Source organism: Paucibacter sp. B51 (genome assembly GCF_027863535.1).
GTDB lineage: Bacteria > Pseudomonadota > Gammaproteobacteria > Burkholderiales > Burkholderiaceae_C > Paucibacter_A > Paucibacter_A aquatilis.
In genome coordinates this window covers 833,225-848,768 of the sequence record NZ_JAPIVN010000001.1, presented here as the reverse complement: position 1 = coordinate 848,768, position 15,544 = coordinate 833,225, and the positions used below count along the sequence as shown (strand labels likewise).

The window sequence follows — 15,544 nt, the reverse complement described above, 5'->3', positions numbered from 1 at the left end:
GCACAAACGCATGGAGACAACAAGCATGAGCCCCGCTGAACCCCGCGCACAACGCCTGATGAAACCCACCGCCCTGGCGGCCGCCGCCTTGGTGAGCCTGCTGAGCCTGCCGGCCCTGGCCCAGACCGCCGACGCCGGCAAGGACGACAAGAAGGACGCCAAAAAGGTCGAGAAGACCGAGCTGCCCCAGGTCACCGTGACCGCCACCCGCGTCAGCACCGACGCGCTCAAGACGCCCGTGTCGGTGACGGCCCTGCAGGCCGACGATCTGGTGCGCGAGAACGTCAAGGAACTGCTCAATCTGAGCGGCTATGTGCCCAATCTCCAGCTGGGCCTGTCCAGCGGCGACTCGGGCGTGCTGGCCTCCATCCGCGGCGTGACCTCGACCAATTTCACCGAGATCGGTGACCCGGCCGTGGGCATCCATATCGACGGCATCTATTCGCCGCGGCCCCAGGGCTCGCTGGCACTGATGTTCGACCTGGACCAGGTTGAAGTGCTGCGCGGTGCCCAGGGCACGCTGTTCGGCCGCAACTCCACCGCCGGCGTGGTCAACATCATCCCGGCCAAGCCCGACTTCAAGAGCAACTACGGCTGGGCCTCGGTGCAACTGGGCAACTACAACGCCAAGCAGCTGCGCGCTGTCCACAACCAGAGCTTTGGTGACAACTTCGCCCTGCGCGCCGCCTTCATGGTGGACAAGCGCAACAGCTACATCGACCAGGAGCAGGACCTGCGCGACCGCGGCGTCAAGCTGCCCACACCCGATGGCAAGGGCAAGTTCACGCCCGATGGCAAGCCCGACACCGACCAGCGCCTGAACCGCAAGGTCGATGCCTCGGATGCCTACGGCAACTCCGACCAATGGGCCGCCCGCCTGACGGCGCGCTGGGCCATCAGCAAGGCGCTGGAATGGACCGGTGGCTTTGAGCATTACCAGAACAGCGGCGCCGGCGAAGTGGGCCTGAAGGATTGCGAAATGGCCGAAGGCACCAAATGGGCCTGCGGTCCCAAGGGCCAGTGGAGCGCCATCATCAATGTGCCCGGCAAGATCGACATGACCATCGACACCGTGCGCAGCAACCTGGTCTGGAAGCTCGATGAGCAGACGGAGCTGGGCTACAAGGTCGCCTACGCGGTGCAGAAGCGCGCCCAGCACCACGACGACGACGGTGGCCAAGCTTGGCTGGACAGCGAGGTCGACATCATGCAGCCCTGGGGCAACTGGGGCCGCCAGCACGCCATCGATCAGGCCAGCTACACCCTGGACTCCAACTACAAGTCCTGGGTTCATGAGTTCCAGCTCAAGCAGCAGACCAAGAACTGGCGTTATGTGGCCGGCGCCTTCTTCCTGAACGAGAAGAACGCGATCAACTTCGCCCAGGACAATCTGGTCGCCGCGCCCTATGCCATGCCGCAAGGCCAGTTCTATGCCCAGCCCGATCGCCAGATCGAATCCAAGGGTCTGTTCGCCCAGGGCGACCTGGCCCTGACAGACCGCCTGACGGCCACGGCCGGTGTGCGTTTCAGCCGCGACAAGCGCAGCGACAACGGCGGCATCTCCGCCGGCCTCTGGGATGCCAGCACGCCCTGGTACTACAACGGCAAGTACAAGCCCGGCTGCGAGCCCGGCCTGTGCACCCCGCACAACGGCACGGACCTGACCCTGGGCATGGGCCCCTTCGCCGGCCTGGGTGTCTACCCCGAGCCGGTCGTCAACAGCTACAGCAAGAGCTGGAAGAAGACCACCTACCGCTTCGGCATGCAGTACGACCTGAGCAAGACCGATATGGTCTTCGCCTCCATCGCCACCGGCTATCGCCCGGGCGGCTTTGGCGACAAGTTCGACACCTGCGGCGGCGGCGAATGCGTGGACGGCGGCAGCAAGAAATACAGCTTCCTGGACTACGGCCCCGAGACCACCAAGAACTTCGAGCTGGGCTACAAGGGCCGCCACTTCGCCAACAAGCTGGAGCTGAGCGCCACCTACTTCAACACCCAGTACAAGGGCATGCATGTGACCGGCTCCACCGCCGTGGGCCAGAAAAAGCTGACCCGCACCTGCGCGGACTGGGAACCGGCCTGCGATGTGGTGAACGCCTGGAAGACCGAGAACATCGGCGACGCCAAGATCCAGGGCCTGGAGCTGGAGTTCAAGCTGCTGCCCTGGACCGGTGGCAACCTCTCGGGCTACTTCGCCTGGCTGGACGCCAAGGTCAAGTCCTACCCGACCTACGACGACAGCTGGATGTGCGGCTACCGCAAGGAGTTCGGCGCGCCCGAATGCGCGCCGGTCTACCTGGGCACCGATCCCAGCAAGCGCGGCCGCCGCATCCTGGACGTGACCGGCCACCAGCTGCCCTACGCGCCCAAGACCTCCTTCGCCCTGAACTACTCGCACGACATGCATGTGGGTGAGTACAGCATCACGCCGACCATCGGCATGCGTTACCAGAGCCGCATGTACTTCACCGTGCGCAATCTGGACAACGACAAGATCGGTGACTTCCAGAAGGCCTACACCAACTGGAATGCCTCGGTCCGCTTCGCGCCCACCAGCGACAAGTGGAATGTCGAGCTCTGGGGCACCAACCTGAGCAACAACATCGTCAAGAACTGGATGGGTCAGGGCATGGCGGGCGGCTACACCTTCAACAGCTACAACCCGCCGCGCATGTTCGGCGTGCGTGCGACCGTCAACTACTGATCGCTCGCAGGCCCCGGGCGGCTTGAGGGCCGCTCCAGGGATGACCTGTCATGTCTGTGTGTCTCCTCCCTCCGGTCGCCTGCAGCCGGAGGCTTTGAGCGGGCGCTGCCGGGCTGGGAGGCCCCGGCAGCGCCCGCATTTTTCTGCCGGCGCTGCCACGGCCGTGGCTGAGCCCATGGGCTGGAGCAAGCGGCCCGCCCGCGGATTGATCGATACTGCGCGCGCCTGGATGACGGCATCCTGGATTGACCCGTGGCCCGCCAATCTCCCATCCCCGTGACCGATGACGCCTGCACCCCTGCTTTCCTTCACGCTCGGCAGCGCCGGGCTTTGCTGCTGATGGCCGCCCTGTCCCCGCTGGCGGGGGCCGCTGCTCCGGTTGGCGCTGCGGCCCGCGCCGGCTTCAAGGTCTATGTCGGCGGCTATGCCCCGCACTGTGAAGGCCTCTACGGTTTCGTGGCCGACCCGGCCACGGGCCATCTGCGCCCCGCGGGCCTGACGCCCAATCCCCACAGCCCCAGCTGGCTGCAGGCCGACCCCAGGCAGCCCGGCCTGCTCTACACCGCCAACGAAGGCGGCGGCAGCGTCCATGTCTACCGCCAGCAGGCCGATGGCACGCTGCAGCTGCTGCAAAGCCTGCCCAGCGGCGGCCAGGGCCCCGTGCACCTGAGCCTGCATCCGAGTGCCGCCTTTGCTTTCGTGCCGCATTACGGCAGTGCCGATCTGGCCGTGCTGCGCCGCGCCGCCGATGGCCGGCTCAGCGCCGTGGGCCTGCACCCCAGCTGCAATCGCAGCCAGGCCGAAGACTGCCGACCCGGCCCCGACCGTGCCGCCAAGGCACCACCGGGCAGCTATGCCATCAGCGGCCACGAGGCGCCGCACATGCACATGGCCTTGAGCAGCCCCGATGGCCGCTGGGTGCTGGCCAGCGATCTGGGCCGCGACCGGCTGGCGGTTTGGCCCTTCAATCCTGAGACCGGCGCCCTCGGGGCCCGGCAAGACCTGGCCTTGAGCCCCGGCGCCGGCCCGCGGCATTTCGTGTTCCACCCGCGCGATGCGGCTCAGCTCTATCTGCTCAACGAAGAAGCGTCCACCCTGGCCTGGCTGCAGCTGGAGCCGCAGAGCGGCCGCCTGAGCCAGTGCCTCGAGATCAGCGCCTTGCCCGAGGGCTTCGCCGGCACCAACTTCGCCTCCGACCTGATCGCATCGGCCGATGGCCGTTTCCTCTACGCCCTGAACCGCCTGCATGACAGCATCGCCGTCTTCGCCCTGGCGGCCGACGGAACGCCGCGCCTGCTCACCCACGAGTGGACCCGCGGCTCCTACCCACGCAGCGCCCGTTTTTCGCCCTGCGGCCGCTGGTTCTACGTCTGCAACCAGCGCAGCGACCATGTGGCGGTGTTTGCCGTCGATGCCGCCACCGGCCTGCCCCGTTTTGCCGGCCAGTATGTGCCGGTGCCAAGCCCGGCCTGTGCAGAGGTGATGGCTGGGGCTTGAAGATCTGACGGAGCCGAGCCGAGCCAAGCTGAGCCGCCGCGCGCTACGCCGGGGCGCATGCGGCGAGCCCTCTTGCCGGAACCGGGTGGCGTCGAATTCAGCGTTTAGAGTCCGCCGCATCGCCAGCTCGGCGCAAGCTGTCCGCGTGATCGGGCCTGCCCTCATGGATTCCAGATTCTTCAATCCACGCCGCCGCCATCTGATGCTTGCTGGCCTGTCGGCCCTGGGCAGCAGCGCCTGCGCCAGCCGCGATCTGCGCAGCTTCCGTGGCCGGGATCTTGACTCGCTGGCCGCCCAGCAAGGCATCTGCCTGGCTCACCTGGTCACCCTGAAGGGCGCTCAGCCGCAGGCGCCACGTCTGCTGGGCACTGGCTGTGGCGAGACCTCGCATGGGAGGGAATCGCGTGAGGCAGTGCCGCCGCCCTTGTTTCTAGCGGCCTCGCTGACCAAGCCGGTCGTGGCCTACCTGGCCTTGCAGCTGGTACGCGAAGGCCTGCTCGATCTGGACGCGCCGCTGTCCCGCTACCTGGCCCAGGGTTACTCGCGCAAGCAACCTGCTGCTGGTGTCGACGCAGAGCTTCCTGCCGCAACCTTGGTGCGCATGCCGCTGCGCTGCCTGCTCAATCACAGCAGCGGCCTGCCCAACTGGGCTTCTTCGCTGGGCGCGCTGCGCTTGGCCCTGGCGGCGGCTCTGGGCGGCGAGGGTTTTCCGCAGGCCCGTGGGGTTTGGGGGTTCGAGAAGCTGGATTGAAAAAGCCGGCGCACGGCGGTGCGCTTGGCGGCCGGAGGGCGCAAGTCCGCTTGAATCCAATGCTAGATTTCCAGGTGGCAAACTGCGCCCGCCGAGGGCGGCGTTCTCATGACACCCGAGATCGGAGATGAAGATGACCCAAGCCCTGCTGGTATTTGTGCAGTTCGAAGTGAACGATTTCGCCCGCTACCGCGCCGACTACGCCTCCAAGATGGCCGCCCTTGCCGCGCAGTTTGGCGGTCAGTTCCTGGCGGCCACACCGCAGGCCGAGGCGATGGAAGGGGCGTTGGGCGGGAACTTCACGGCCATTCTGCGATTTCCGTCCCGAGAGGCGGCGCAGGCCATGTATGAATCGGCAGAGTACGCGCCGCTGAAGCGTTTGCGCCAGGATGAGCTGACCACCCGTGGCCAGGTGCTGTTCATTCCCGCTCTTGATGCGGGCTGAGTGCAGAGCTTCACGAGACGTTCAAGGACCGCGATGGCTCAAGTCCACTTGATTGAAGGCCCGGTCGGCGCGGGCAAGTCGACTTACGCGCGCGGCCTGGAGCTGCAGGGGCAGGGTGTGCACATCGCCTTGGACGCCTGGTTTGCCGCGCTGTTCAGCCCGGACCGGCCGGCCGAGCACTGGCTGCCCTGGTACCTCGAGCGCAAGGATCGGCTGCTGCGCCTGATCTGGGCTCATGCTGAGCGTCTGCTGGACTCAGGTCACGATGTGATCCTCGAACTCGGCTTGATCCAGCGCGCGGCCCGACTGCCGTTTTGCCAACAGGTCGTCGCGGCCGGGCATCCTTTGTGCATCCACGTGCTGGACGCGCCCACCGAGCTGCGCCGCGAGCGCGTGCAGCGTCGCAATGCCGCGCAGGGCCCGACCTTTTCCATGGTGGTCCCCGATGCCATCTTTGACATGGCCAGCCAGCTCTGGGAGCCACCGGAGGCGCAGGAATGTGAGGACTTCAGGGTGGAATGGGTCAAGCCGGGCGCGCAGGCCATGTGAAGCGAAAGCAGAGCAAATAATGCGGAGCAGGGCCGAGCTGCCCCGCGCTCGCTGGCTCGGCCCACATGCATTCACTCACCCATCCCTCGCATCCTTCTTTCCCTCCATCCATGCGCCTTCGCTGCAACCTGCCTCTGCTTTTGTGCTCACTCACGCTGCTGAGTCTCAATCCCTTGCTCGTGCAAGCCGCGGGCGGAGTTCCGCAAGCAAAGCCCGCGCACAAGCAGCCCCTACAGGCGAAGCCGGGTGCCCAGGCGGTCGTTTTGCCGGCGGCTGTGCTGGGGCGACCTTACGCACGGCAGCTGCCTGCGCGAGGTGGTGACGAAGCGCTGCGTTTTCTGCTCTTGAGTGGCGATCTGGAGGACGCGGGCCTGACGCTCAGCCCCGGCGGCCTGCTCAGCGGCGTGCCCACGCGGTCTGGCACTTTGGGCTTCCGCGCGGCCGTGTTGTCCGATGCGGAAGGGGGCCGCGCGGCGACGCAGCACTTCAGTCTGACGGTGATGGCTGCGCCGCAGCCCCGCCCCGCAATCCCGTCGGATCTGCCGGCCAGAACGCGATCCAAGCGCACACCAAAGTGAATCGGCGCTGATTTGCCCCCGGGTGGAAGGGGCGGAAGGCTGGCTCCAGCAGCGAGCTGAAGCAGGCTCACCCCACGCGCTCCCCACCCTCCGCCTCAAACACCAGGCAAGCCTCGGCCGGCAGGTAGACCTGCAGCCGGGTGCCGGGCCGTTCGGCCTGCCAGCCGGGGCAGCGCAGGCTGAGGCGCTGGGTGGGGCCGAGTTCGAGCTGCAGGATGCTGTCGGCACCGGTCGGCTCGACCAGCAGCAGGGGGGCGGAGAGCAGCAGGCCCTGGCCATCGCTGACCTCGAATTCAGGCGGTACCAGGCGCAGCTGTTCGGCGCGCCAGCCCAGCACCAGCTTGCGGCCGGCCAGGGGGCGCAGGCGTGAGGCGGGCCAGGCCGGACCCGAGGGCGTCCAGCTGATGGGCAGAGCCGTGTCGCCCAGGTCCAGCTGCAGGCTGCCGTCGTGCATGGCGCGGGCGGGCAGCAGATTGATGGCCGGGGCGCCCAGAAAGCCGGCCACGAAGAGATTGGCCGGGCGCTGGTAGACCTCTTGCGGCGTGCCCACTTGCTGCAGGCGGCCGTCCTTCAGCACGGCGATGCGCTGGCCCAGGGTCATGGCCTCGACCTGGTCGTGCGTGACATAGACCGCGCTGGTGCCCAGGCGCTGGTGCAGCAGCTTGATCTCGCTGCGCATCTCGGCGCGCAACTGGGCATCCAGATTGGACAAGGGCTCGTCAAACAGAAAAAGCTGGGGCTGGCGCGCCAGGGCCCGGCCCATGGCCACGCGCTGGCGCTGGCCGCCCGAGAGCTGGGCCGGGCGGCGCTGCAGCAGCGGCTCCAGCTGCAGCAGCTGGGCCACCTCATGCACCCGGGCCTCGCGGCGTGCGCGCGGCCAGCCCTGCATCTCCAGCGGGAAGCCGATGTTCTGGGCCACGCTCATATTCGGGTAGAGCGCGTAGTTCTGGAACACCATGGCGATGTCGCGGGCCTGCGGCGCCAGGGTGTCGATGCGCCGGCCCTTGAGCCGGATCTCGCCGCTGTCGGCCTGCTGCAGGCCGGCGATCAGGCTCAGCAAGGTGGACTTGCCGCAGCCCGAGGGGCCGACCAGGATCAGCATCTCGCCCTCGAGGAGATCGAGGCTGATGTCGTGCAGCACGGCCTGGCTGCCGATGTGTTTGTGAATGTGGGAAAGGCTGAGGCCGCCGGTCATGGGAAAGCTTCCAGGGAATGAAACGAGGACATGGCCTAACCCTTCACCGCACCGGCCACCAGGCCGCGGGCGAAATGCCGCCCCGCGATCAGGTAGACGGCCAGGGTGGGCAGGGCGGCCAGCAGGGCGGCCGCCATCTCCAGGTTGTAGGCGCGCACGCCGCCTTCGCTGTGGGCGGCCAGCTGGGCCAGGGCGGCGGTGATGGGCCGGGCCTCGTCGGGCCCGAAGACCAGGCCGAACAGGTACTCGTTCCACAGCGTGGTGAACTGCAGAATGATCACCACCACAAAGATGGGCCGCGAGAGCGGCAGCACCAGGCGCGTGAACAAGGCCCAGAAGCCCGCGCCGTCCAGCCGCGCGGCCTGCAGCAGCTCGTCCGGGAAGCCCAGGAAATGGTTGCGGAAGAACAGGGCCAGGGGCAGGCTGTAGATCACATGGATGGCGATCAAGAGGCCCAGGCTCTTGCTCAGGCCCAGCTTGGCCATGCTGATGGCCAGGGGCAGCAGATAGACCTTGACCGGCAGAAAAAAGGCCACGATCAGCAGCAGCGACACCCACTGCTCGCCCCGGAAGCGGTATTTGCACAGCACAAAGCCGTTCAGCGCCGCCAGCAGGCTGGACAGCAGCACGGCCGGCACCGCCAGCATCAGGCTGCTGGCAAAGCTGCCGCGCAGCAAGGCCCAGGCCTCGCGCCAGGCGTTGCCGCTGAAGGCTTGCGGCCAGGCCAGAAAGCTGCCCTGGCTCAGCTCGGCGCCGCTTTTGAAGCTGTTCATCAACATCAGCAGCAAGGGCCCGGCCATCAGCAAGGCGGCCGCCAGGGCCAGGGCGTGCAGCAGCGCGCGCAGGGGCCAGGTTTTTTTCATGCGCCGGCCCTCCTGCGGGCATCGCCACGCGAGCGCGCCAGCGCATAGGGCAGGGCCACGGCCAGCACCATCATCAGCATCACCATGCTGCTGGCCGCGCCCAGGCCCAGGCGGCTGCGCTCGAAGGCCATCTGGAACATATAGAAGGCCGGCAGCTCGCTGCTCTGGCCCGGCCCGCCCTCGGTCAGCGCCACCACCAGATCAAAAGTCTTGATGGCCGCCGGCAGCAGGATCAGCAGGGCCGAGAACAGGCTAGGCCCCAGCTGCGGCAGCAGCACGCGGCGGTACAGGGTCCAGCCCGAGGCGCCGTCCAGGCGCGCGGCTTGCACCAGGCTCTCGTCGATGCCGCGCAGGCCGGCCAGGAAGAGCGCCATCACAAAACCGCTGATCTGCCAGACGGCGGCCACCACCAGGGCATACACGGCCATGTCTTCATCGGCCAGCCAGTCCCAGCGGAAGCTCGTCCAGCCCAGCGCGCGCAGGCCCTCGGCCAGGCCTTGATCGGGGTCCATCAGCCAGCGCCAGGCACTGCCGCAGACGATCATGGACAAGGCCATGGGGTGCAGATAGATCCAGCGCAGAACCCCCTCGGCGCGCAGCTTCTGGTCCAGCAGCACGGCCAGGCCCAGGCCGATCAGCAGGGGCAGGGCGACGAAGAGGCTGGCGAAGCGCAGCAGGTTCCACAGCGCGGCCAGCCAGCGAGGGTCTTCGAACAGGCGCTGGTATTGCAAGAGGCCGACGAACTCATGGCTGGGCAGCATGCCCGAGCGGGTCAGTGAGAGCCAGGCCGTCCAGCCGAGAAAGCCGTAAAAGAACAGGGCGCCCAGTAGCAGGCCCGGTGTGATCAGCCAGAGGGCCGTGGCACGGTCGCTGAATCGCCATCGGGTGAGTTGCAAATGCATCGTCCGTTTTTCCAGATTCAATCGCGCACCTTGGCCGCCTGCAGCAAGCGCTTCTGCGCCAGCTCGGGCGTCAGCCGCTCGCTCGCCCAGCAGGCGGCCACCACATCGCGCAGCGCGCCGTAGCCGGCCTCGGGCAGGCGGGCGCCCAGGGCCAGCACCAGTCGGCCGCTGGCCTCGGCCGCGCGGATATCGGCATGGCTTTGCCGAGCGCAGGCGTTGAAGCCGGCCAGGCTGGCATCGCGCCGCACCGGGATGCCGCCCTTGATCCGCGCGTAACGCGCCGAATCTTCGGCCTGCATCAGAGTCGTGGCCAGGCGCTGTTGCAGCAGCGCTTGCTCGTGGCTCTGGGGTTTGAAGAACAGCAGCCGATCGAACTCAAAGTAATGCAGATCGGCGTGTCCCGGTGCGGCGTGGCAGTCATAGTCTTCGCCGGGCTGCCAGCCGGCTTTCTGAAACTCGCCATTGGCCCAGTCGCCGGTGAACTGCAGCGCGGCCCGGCCCTGCAGCAGCAAGCCGGTGGCGCCGGCCCAGTCGCGGCTGACCTGGGCGGCATCGGTGTAGCGCTTGATGCGCTTGAACTCGCGCAGCATGTCCAGCATGGCCGTGCTGCCCAGCAGGCGGGCATCGCCTTGCACCAAGGCCTGCTCGAAGAACGCGGGGCCACCCCGGCCCAGCACCAGATTGACGAAGACGCTGAGTTTCTGGCCCACCGAGCTGCCGATGGCCAGGGGTATGACGCCAGCCCGCTGCAAGGCCTCGGCCACGCGGAAGAATTCGTCCCAGCTGCGCGGCGCCGCCAGGCCCAGACGCTGCAGCAGGCGGCGGTTGCTCCACATGCTGTTGAGGCGGTGCACATTGAGTGGCACGGCCACGGGCCGGCCCTGCCAGCGCAGTTCGCGGTCGATGGCGGCGGGCAGCAAGCGCGGCCAGTCGGCGCTGACCGGGCTCAGGTCGGCCAGGGGCACGGCCTCGCCCCAGAGCCGCACGGATTTGTCGATCTGCGCCAGCGCCGGCGGGTGGCCGGACAGAAAGCGGGTCTTGAGCACCGTGTTGGCATGGCCGGCGCCGGCCACCGGCGTGTCCTTCCAGGGCAGGCCGGCCGCCTGGGCGCTGCGGCGCAGCTCGGCCAGCATGGCGGCCTCGCTGCCCGAGGTCCACCAGTGCAGCAGCTCCAGGGCGGGCGGGCCCGCCTCGGCGCGGTTGCCCAGCGGCCAGGCCAGGGCGCCGGCCAGGCCGAACAGATCGCGGCGTTGCATGGACACGGTGCGGGCGCTCACAACGCATCCAGCCGAGTCTGCAGGGCCTGCACCAGGGCGGGCACCAGCTCGTCCACCATCTGGGCTGCGGCATGCAGGGTGGCCTGGGCCTGCGCGCGCTCCGCCGCCGGCAGCGCGCCCGGGGCCAGGTCTTGCCAGAGCCGCAGGCCCAGATCGAGCAGGGCCGCGAGCGCGGGCAGCACGGGCAGCAGCGGGCGCAGCCGGGCGTGGCGCTGCAGCAGACTCTCCCAGTGGGGCAGGGCGTCTCGGCAGCGCCGCAGTTCCGTGCAGGCCTCGGCGCAGCCGATTCGGTTCAGGCTGTGGGCCCAGGCGCTCTCGGCCGGAAGGGCGTCGGCCAGGTGGTTCAGGGGCTCGTCCAGGTGGTAGCGGCCCTCACGCTTCTTGTCGTGGTGGCGGGCATAGCCGCTGGCGGGTTCCAGCAGGGCGGCCAGGCCGGCCAGGCTGAGCGCGTCGCCGGCATCGCCCTCGCAGAGCGCGGCCCAGGCGCGCTGCATGCTGGCGCGTGCCTGCACACCGACATGCTGCTCGGCCCAAGCCTGGGCGGCGCCGAGCCGGGTTGGCAAGGTGGATTCAAGCGCCGCCGCCTCGGGGGCCGGGTCGCTCCACAGCCGCTCGGCCACGGCCAGCAGGCGCGGCCAGAGCCGCAGGTCCAGCTGCGCGGGCGCCACCAGCTCGCTCCAGAGTGCGGCTTCGCCGCCGAGCAGGCGCGGGCGCGGGGCGATGTGCGTGGTGGCTCGCGCGGCGGCTTCATCCTCGGTCGGCTCAAGCGCCTGCAGGGTGCAGCGGTGGCGCAGATTGCCCAGGCGCAGCACGCCTTCCCCCGGGCCCTGGGCGACCACCGTGCACCAAAGCTCCAGCTCGCCCAGATCGCAATCGCCACGCGCGCGCAGGCGCCAGGGCAGGTCGGCCGTGCCGGTGCCCTCGATGCTCAGGGTGTGCAGCGGCACTTCGTTGTGCAGGCTGCCCGGGCCCTGGGCTTGCAGCAGCAGCTGGGCGCGGCCGCGGGCATCGCAGCGCAGCTCGGCCTGGAGCAGGTGCAGGGTCAGCGCCGCTTGCAGCCGCCAGCGCGCCGCGCCCGGGGCCAGGGGAGGCGAGGGAGGGGCCGGCTGGCTCAGCGGCGTGCGCCAGTGGAAGGCGGCGCTGTGGAACTGGTCCAGGTAGAAACCGGCCGAGCGCAGCAGGGCCAGGGTCAGGTCTTGCCCAGGAGCATCGTCCGCCTGCAGCGCCGCCGCGCCGCGCCAGCATTGCAGCACCGCAGCCTCGGGCAGGCCCGGGCCGCGCAGCTCGTCCCAGCCCACCAGGCGCTTGCCCCGTGCGGCCAGCAGCTCGGCCATGCGCCGCACATAGCCCGATTGCGTCTCGGCCAGGGGCAGGCCCAGGCGGCGCCAGGGCTCGGGCGCCAGCTCGTCGCCGCCGATGTGCACAAAGGCGTCCGGGAAGACCTCGGCCCATTCGTCCAGCAGGCTGGCAATGAAGTCGTAGAGTGTCGGCTGGCGCGGGTCCACCGCCGCACCGAAGATGCCAAAGCCGCGCTGCGCCTGCTGGGGCGCTGGCGGGCACAGCAGATCCGGCCGCGCCAGGCCCAGGGCCCAGCAATGGCCGGGCAGGTCCAGCTCGGGCACGACGCGGATGCCGCGCTCGGCCGCCTGGGCCACCAGGCTGCGGGCCTGCGCCAGGCTGTAGCTGAAGCCGGCGCTGGCGCGCGCCGCCAGCTCGGGGTGGCGCTCCGAGGCCAGGCGCCAGGCCTGGTCGTCACAGACATGCCAGTGCAACACATTGAGCCGGGCCGCGGCCATGCCGTCGAGCAAGCGCGTCAGGGTGTCAAACGGCAGGGGGCGGCGTGCCACATCGACCAGCAGGCCACGCCAGGGGTGGCGGGGTGCATCTTCGATGAGCAGGCCAGGCAGGGTCGCGCGGCCCGCCAGCAGGGCGCCATGCCGCAGCTGGCTGAGGGTGTGCAGGCCGTGCTGCGCGCCCCAGAGGCGGGGGGCGCTCAGGCGGATTTCGCCCTCGGACGGGGCGATCTCCAGCCGGTAGGACTCGTCGTCGCCCAGCTGCGGAAACGCAGGGCTTGTATCGCTGATCTCAAGGCGCAGCCAGACCTTGCCCTCCGCAGCTGCCGTCGTTTGCAGATCGGGAAGCAGGCGCCGTGCCAGCGCGCGCAGGGTTGGCGGCCCCTCTTCCGGCCAGCACCAGCCCGCCAGGGGCAACTCACCGGCCCGGCCCTGCAGCTGTGCGGGCCAGGGCATCAGGCTGTGGCCCCAGGCCTGCAGTGGCTTCAGTGGCTTGAGGCCCGCTGCGGCGGCGGCCTCGCCCTCATCCATGAACGCAATCGACATGCGTCCATCATGGCTGCGGCCATGTGCAGCCTGTCTCAAGCTTGTCTTCAGGTTGTCTCAAGACCGGGGGCTGTTCCGGGGGGCTGTGCCGGAGGGGGGGGGGCTTGTGCGGTCTGCGTTGAGCCCAGGCGCCTGCCCGTGTTTGCCCAGCTGGGCAGCGTTGAAGCGCTGAGTTAGGCTTCGAACCAGGGAAAGACCACAGTTCACCCGAAGGGAGCGCAGGCCATGTCTGGAGGCAATTGGAAAGAGATGTTCGAGGCGGCCGAGACCGGCGATCTGGCCTTGGTGGATTACCACGTCCAGCGCGGTGTGGACATCAACTACGCCCACCCGGAGTTTCTCAGCACCCCCTTGGTGGCGGCCATTCTGGCGGGGCAGGAGGCGGTGGCGCTCTATCTCCTGCAGGCCGGTGCCAACCCCGACTTGCCCTCGGAGTTTGACCAGGCGACGCCACTGATTGCTGCGCGCAAGGCCGGCCTGGCTGCGGTGGAGCAGGCCTTGCTGGCGCGTGGCGTGCCGCCGCTGCCAGCGGAGCGGGCGCCGTCACGGTCCTGGCTGGCGAGGCTGTGGCGTGCGTGATTGCAGTCAGCCCGGGGAAGCGACAGGCGCAGCATGAGCGAAGGCAAGAACACCCGCTATTACTTCATCAGCCACCCCAATGTGCAGATCAGCGCCGAGGTGCCGGTGCCGCAGTGGCCGCTGTCCGAGCTGGGCCGGCGGCGCATGCATGCGGCGCTGAAGCAGCAAGAGGCCTGGCTGGGGAACATCGGGGCGATCTTCTCCAGCGCCGAGCGCAAGGCCCTGGACAGTGCCGAGATCCTGGCCGGGCATCTGGGCCTGCCGGTGCAGGTGCTGGAGGCCCTGGGCGAGAACAACCGCTCCGCCACCGGTTTCCTGCCGCCGGCGGAGTTTGAGCAGGTGGCCGATGAATTTTTCGCCCGGCCCGAGCAGTCGGTGCGCGGCTGGGAGACCGCAGCGGCAGCCCAGGCCCGCATCGTGGGCGCCGTGCAGCAAGTGGCCCGCAGCCACGCCAGCCAGGGCGGAGATGGCGATGAAGGGGGCGCCGTCGCCATCCTGTCGCACGGTGCCGTCGGCACCTTGCTCTACTGCCACCTGGCCGGCCTGCCCATCTCGCGCCGCTGGGACCAGCCGGCCAATGGCGGCGGCAATTTCTATGGCTTCGAGTTGAACCCGCCGCGTGTGCATGGGACTTGGCAGCCCATCGATGCGGCGCTTTGAGCATGCAGCTGCTTGCCCCTTGCCAGCTTGATGCAGATGGATAGGAGTCGGATACATGGGTGCCAAAACCTGGATGTTGGTTTACGCGGATGCAGGGCAGGCGCGCGCCCAGCTGGCGGCGCGGCCGGCCCTGGACCGGCCCGAGAGTGCCCGTGTGGCCGCGCAGCTGTTTGCGGCGGATGAGTTGCAGCCCCTGGCCGATGGCAACCTGGGCTGGACGGCGCCGCCCGATGAGGAGCTGCTGGTGGGCTGCTTTTCGGGCGGCTTGACCGTGCTGGCGGCCAAGGAGTTTGCGCTCGATCGGCCTTCAACGCTGGAGGCGCGCTTTCTGGCCCACGCGCAGGGGCGCGATGTGTTCTTGCACGCCATGCACAGCGCCGCCGATTGGCTGGCTCTGGCGCATTGGCGGGATGGGCGTCTGCTGCGAGCCCTCAGCGTGGCGCCCGACGACGGGCTGATCGAGGACCAGGGCACGCGTTGGGCCTTTGAGCTGCCGTTCTGGGACGGCGCCCACCCGGCCGATGACCCGGACGAACTGGCCGCGGGCGAAGCGCCCTATCCGCTGCCCTTCCACCCGCTGGAGCTGGGTGATGCGGCCCTGCGCGAACTTTTTGGCTACCACCTGGAGGGTCTGGTGGATGCCCGCCTGCTGGAGCCTGAATCTCTGCCCCTGCTGCGCTTCAAGCGCAAGGCCCGGCGCAAACCGTCCTGGTTCAGCCGGCTCTGGTGATCGCCGCCACGGGCCGGTAGGCCACCGCGTCAATCTCCACTTTCGCATCGATCATCAGCCGCGCCTCGGTGGTGGAGCGGGCCGGTTTGCCGCGCGGGAAATAGCTCAGATAGACGCGGTTGAAGGCGCCGAAATCGCGCGCGTCCTGCAGCCAGACCGTCGTCTTGCAGACATCGTCCAGGGTGCAGCCGGCCAGGGCCAGGGCGGCTTGCAGATGGGCCATGACCTGGCGCGTCTGCGCCTCGATGCCGCCCGCCACCACCTCGCCATGCACATCGGTGGGCACCTGGCCCGAGACGTAGACGAAATCGCCGGCGCGCACGGCGGGCGAAAGCGGGCGGGGCTGTTGATCGCTGGCCGAAGGCGGCACGCCCAGGTATTCGAGGTGGCTGATCGGTTCTTCGGTGGGTAAGTGGCTGCTGTTCATGGCGCCGCAGTCTAGGTCGCTCCGTCGCGCTTGGGCGGCCGGAAC

15 protein-coding genes are annotated in these 15,544 nt (G+C 68.8%); 9 read left to right on the top strand and 6 right to left on the bottom strand.

Annotation, left to right across the window (positions count from 1 at the left end; genetic code table 11):
- The first annotated feature begins 25 nt into the window (after positions 1-25).
- The 6 genes from OOB33_RS03570 (at position 26) to OOB33_RS03545 (ending at position 6,527) form a co-directional block, all read left to right on the top strand.
- Positions 26-2,707, top strand: coding sequence for a TonB-dependent receptor (locus OOB33_RS03570; protein ID WP_271007694.1), 2,682 nt, complete (start codon positions 26-28; stop codon positions 2,705-2,707).
- 339 nt (positions 2,708-3,046) lie between these two features.
- Positions 3,047-4,204, top strand: coding sequence for a lactonase family protein (locus OOB33_RS03565; protein WP_271007693.1), 1,158 nt, complete (start codon positions 3,047-3,049; stop codon positions 4,202-4,204).
- A gap of 163 nt (positions 4,205-4,367) precedes the next feature.
- Positions 4,368-4,955 carry a serine hydrolase gene (locus tag OOB33_RS03560; protein WP_271007692.1) on the top strand — a complete coding sequence of 196 codons (588 nt, stop codon included), beginning with the start codon at positions 4,368-4,370 and terminating at the stop codon, positions 4,953-4,955.
- Positions 4,956-5,088: 133 nt separating this feature from the next.
- Complete coding sequence (locus OOB33_RS03555) at positions 5,089-5,400, top strand: DUF1330 domain-containing protein (RefSeq protein ID WP_271007691.1); 312 nt, start codon at positions 5,089-5,091, stop codon at positions 5,398-5,400.
- Between the two features lie 33 nt (positions 5,401-5,433).
- Positions 5,434-5,949, top strand: coding sequence for an AAA family ATPase (locus OOB33_RS03550; RefSeq protein WP_271007690.1), 516 nt, complete (start codon positions 5,434-5,436; stop codon positions 5,947-5,949).
- A gap of 110 nt (positions 5,950-6,059) precedes the next feature.
- Complete coding sequence (locus tag OOB33_RS03545) at positions 6,060-6,527, top strand: hypothetical protein (protein WP_271007689.1); 468 nt, start codon at positions 6,060-6,062, stop codon at positions 6,525-6,527.
- Positions 6,528-6,594: 67 nt separating this feature from the next.
- Here the strand turns inward: OOB33_RS03545 and OOB33_RS03540 are convergent, their stop codons facing one another.
- From OOB33_RS03540 to OOB33_RS03520, 5 genes are read right to left on the bottom strand one after another with little or no spacing between them, the layout of a single operon-like run.
- Positions 6,595-7,722, bottom strand: coding sequence for an ABC transporter ATP-binding protein (locus tag OOB33_RS03540; protein ID WP_271007688.1), 1,128 nt, complete (start codon positions 7,720-7,722; stop codon positions 6,595-6,597).
- A gap of 35 nt (positions 7,723-7,757) precedes the next feature.
- Entirely contained in the window at positions 7,758-8,585 is an 828-nt protein-coding gene (locus OOB33_RS03535; RefSeq protein WP_271007687.1) for a carbohydrate ABC transporter permease, read from the bottom strand.
- Positions 8,582-9,487: a carbohydrate ABC transporter permease gene (locus tag OOB33_RS03530; RefSeq protein WP_102768860.1), complete on the bottom strand. Its 906-nt coding sequence runs from the start codon at positions 9,485-9,487 to the stop codon at positions 8,582-8,584. Before OOB33_RS03530 ends, OOB33_RS03535 begins: the two co-directional genes overlap by 4 nt.
- 17 nt (positions 9,488-9,504) lie before the next feature.
- The gene (locus OOB33_RS03525) at positions 9,505-10,764 is read right to left on the bottom strand and encodes an ABC transporter substrate-binding protein (RefSeq protein WP_271007686.1); all 1,260 of its coding nucleotides are present in this window, start codon (positions 10,762-10,764) and stop codon (positions 9,505-9,507) included.
- Positions 10,761-13,103: a family 20 glycosylhydrolase gene (locus OOB33_RS03520; RefSeq protein ID WP_271007685.1), complete on the bottom strand. Its 2,343-nt coding sequence runs from the start codon at positions 13,101-13,103 to the stop codon at positions 10,761-10,763. The genes OOB33_RS03525 and OOB33_RS03520 overlap by 4 nt, the downstream gene beginning before the upstream one ends.
- A gap of 225 nt (positions 13,104-13,328) precedes the next feature.
- Between OOB33_RS03520 and OOB33_RS03515 the strand changes: the two genes are divergently transcribed.
- The 3 genes from OOB33_RS03515 to OOB33_RS03505 are packed head-to-tail and all read left to right on the top strand — an operon-like array spanning position 13,329 to position 15,072.
- Positions 13,329-13,682 carry an ankyrin repeat domain-containing protein gene (locus OOB33_RS03515; protein ID WP_271007684.1) on the top strand — a complete coding sequence of 118 codons (354 nt, stop codon included), beginning with the start codon at positions 13,329-13,331 and terminating at the stop codon, positions 13,680-13,682.
- 33 nt (positions 13,683-13,715) lie between these two features.
- Positions 13,716-14,342: a histidine phosphatase family protein gene (locus OOB33_RS03510; protein ID WP_271007683.1), complete on the top strand. Its 627-nt coding sequence runs from the start codon at positions 13,716-13,718 to the stop codon at positions 14,340-14,342.
- Positions 14,343-14,397: 55 nt separating this feature from the next.
- Positions 14,398-15,072 carry a DUF6928 family protein gene (locus OOB33_RS03505; protein ID WP_271007682.1) on the top strand — a complete coding sequence of 225 codons (675 nt, stop codon included), beginning with the start codon at positions 14,398-14,400 and terminating at the stop codon, positions 15,070-15,072.
- On the opposite strand, the gene OOB33_RS03500 is transcribed toward OOB33_RS03505, so the two are convergent.
- A complete protein-coding gene (locus OOB33_RS03500) occupies positions 15,056-15,499 on the bottom strand; it encodes a RidA family protein (RefSeq protein WP_271007681.1) in 444 nt (147 codons plus the stop codon). The genes OOB33_RS03505 and OOB33_RS03500 overlap by 17 nt on opposite strands.
- Between the last annotated feature and the right edge of the window lie 45 nt (positions 15,500-15,544).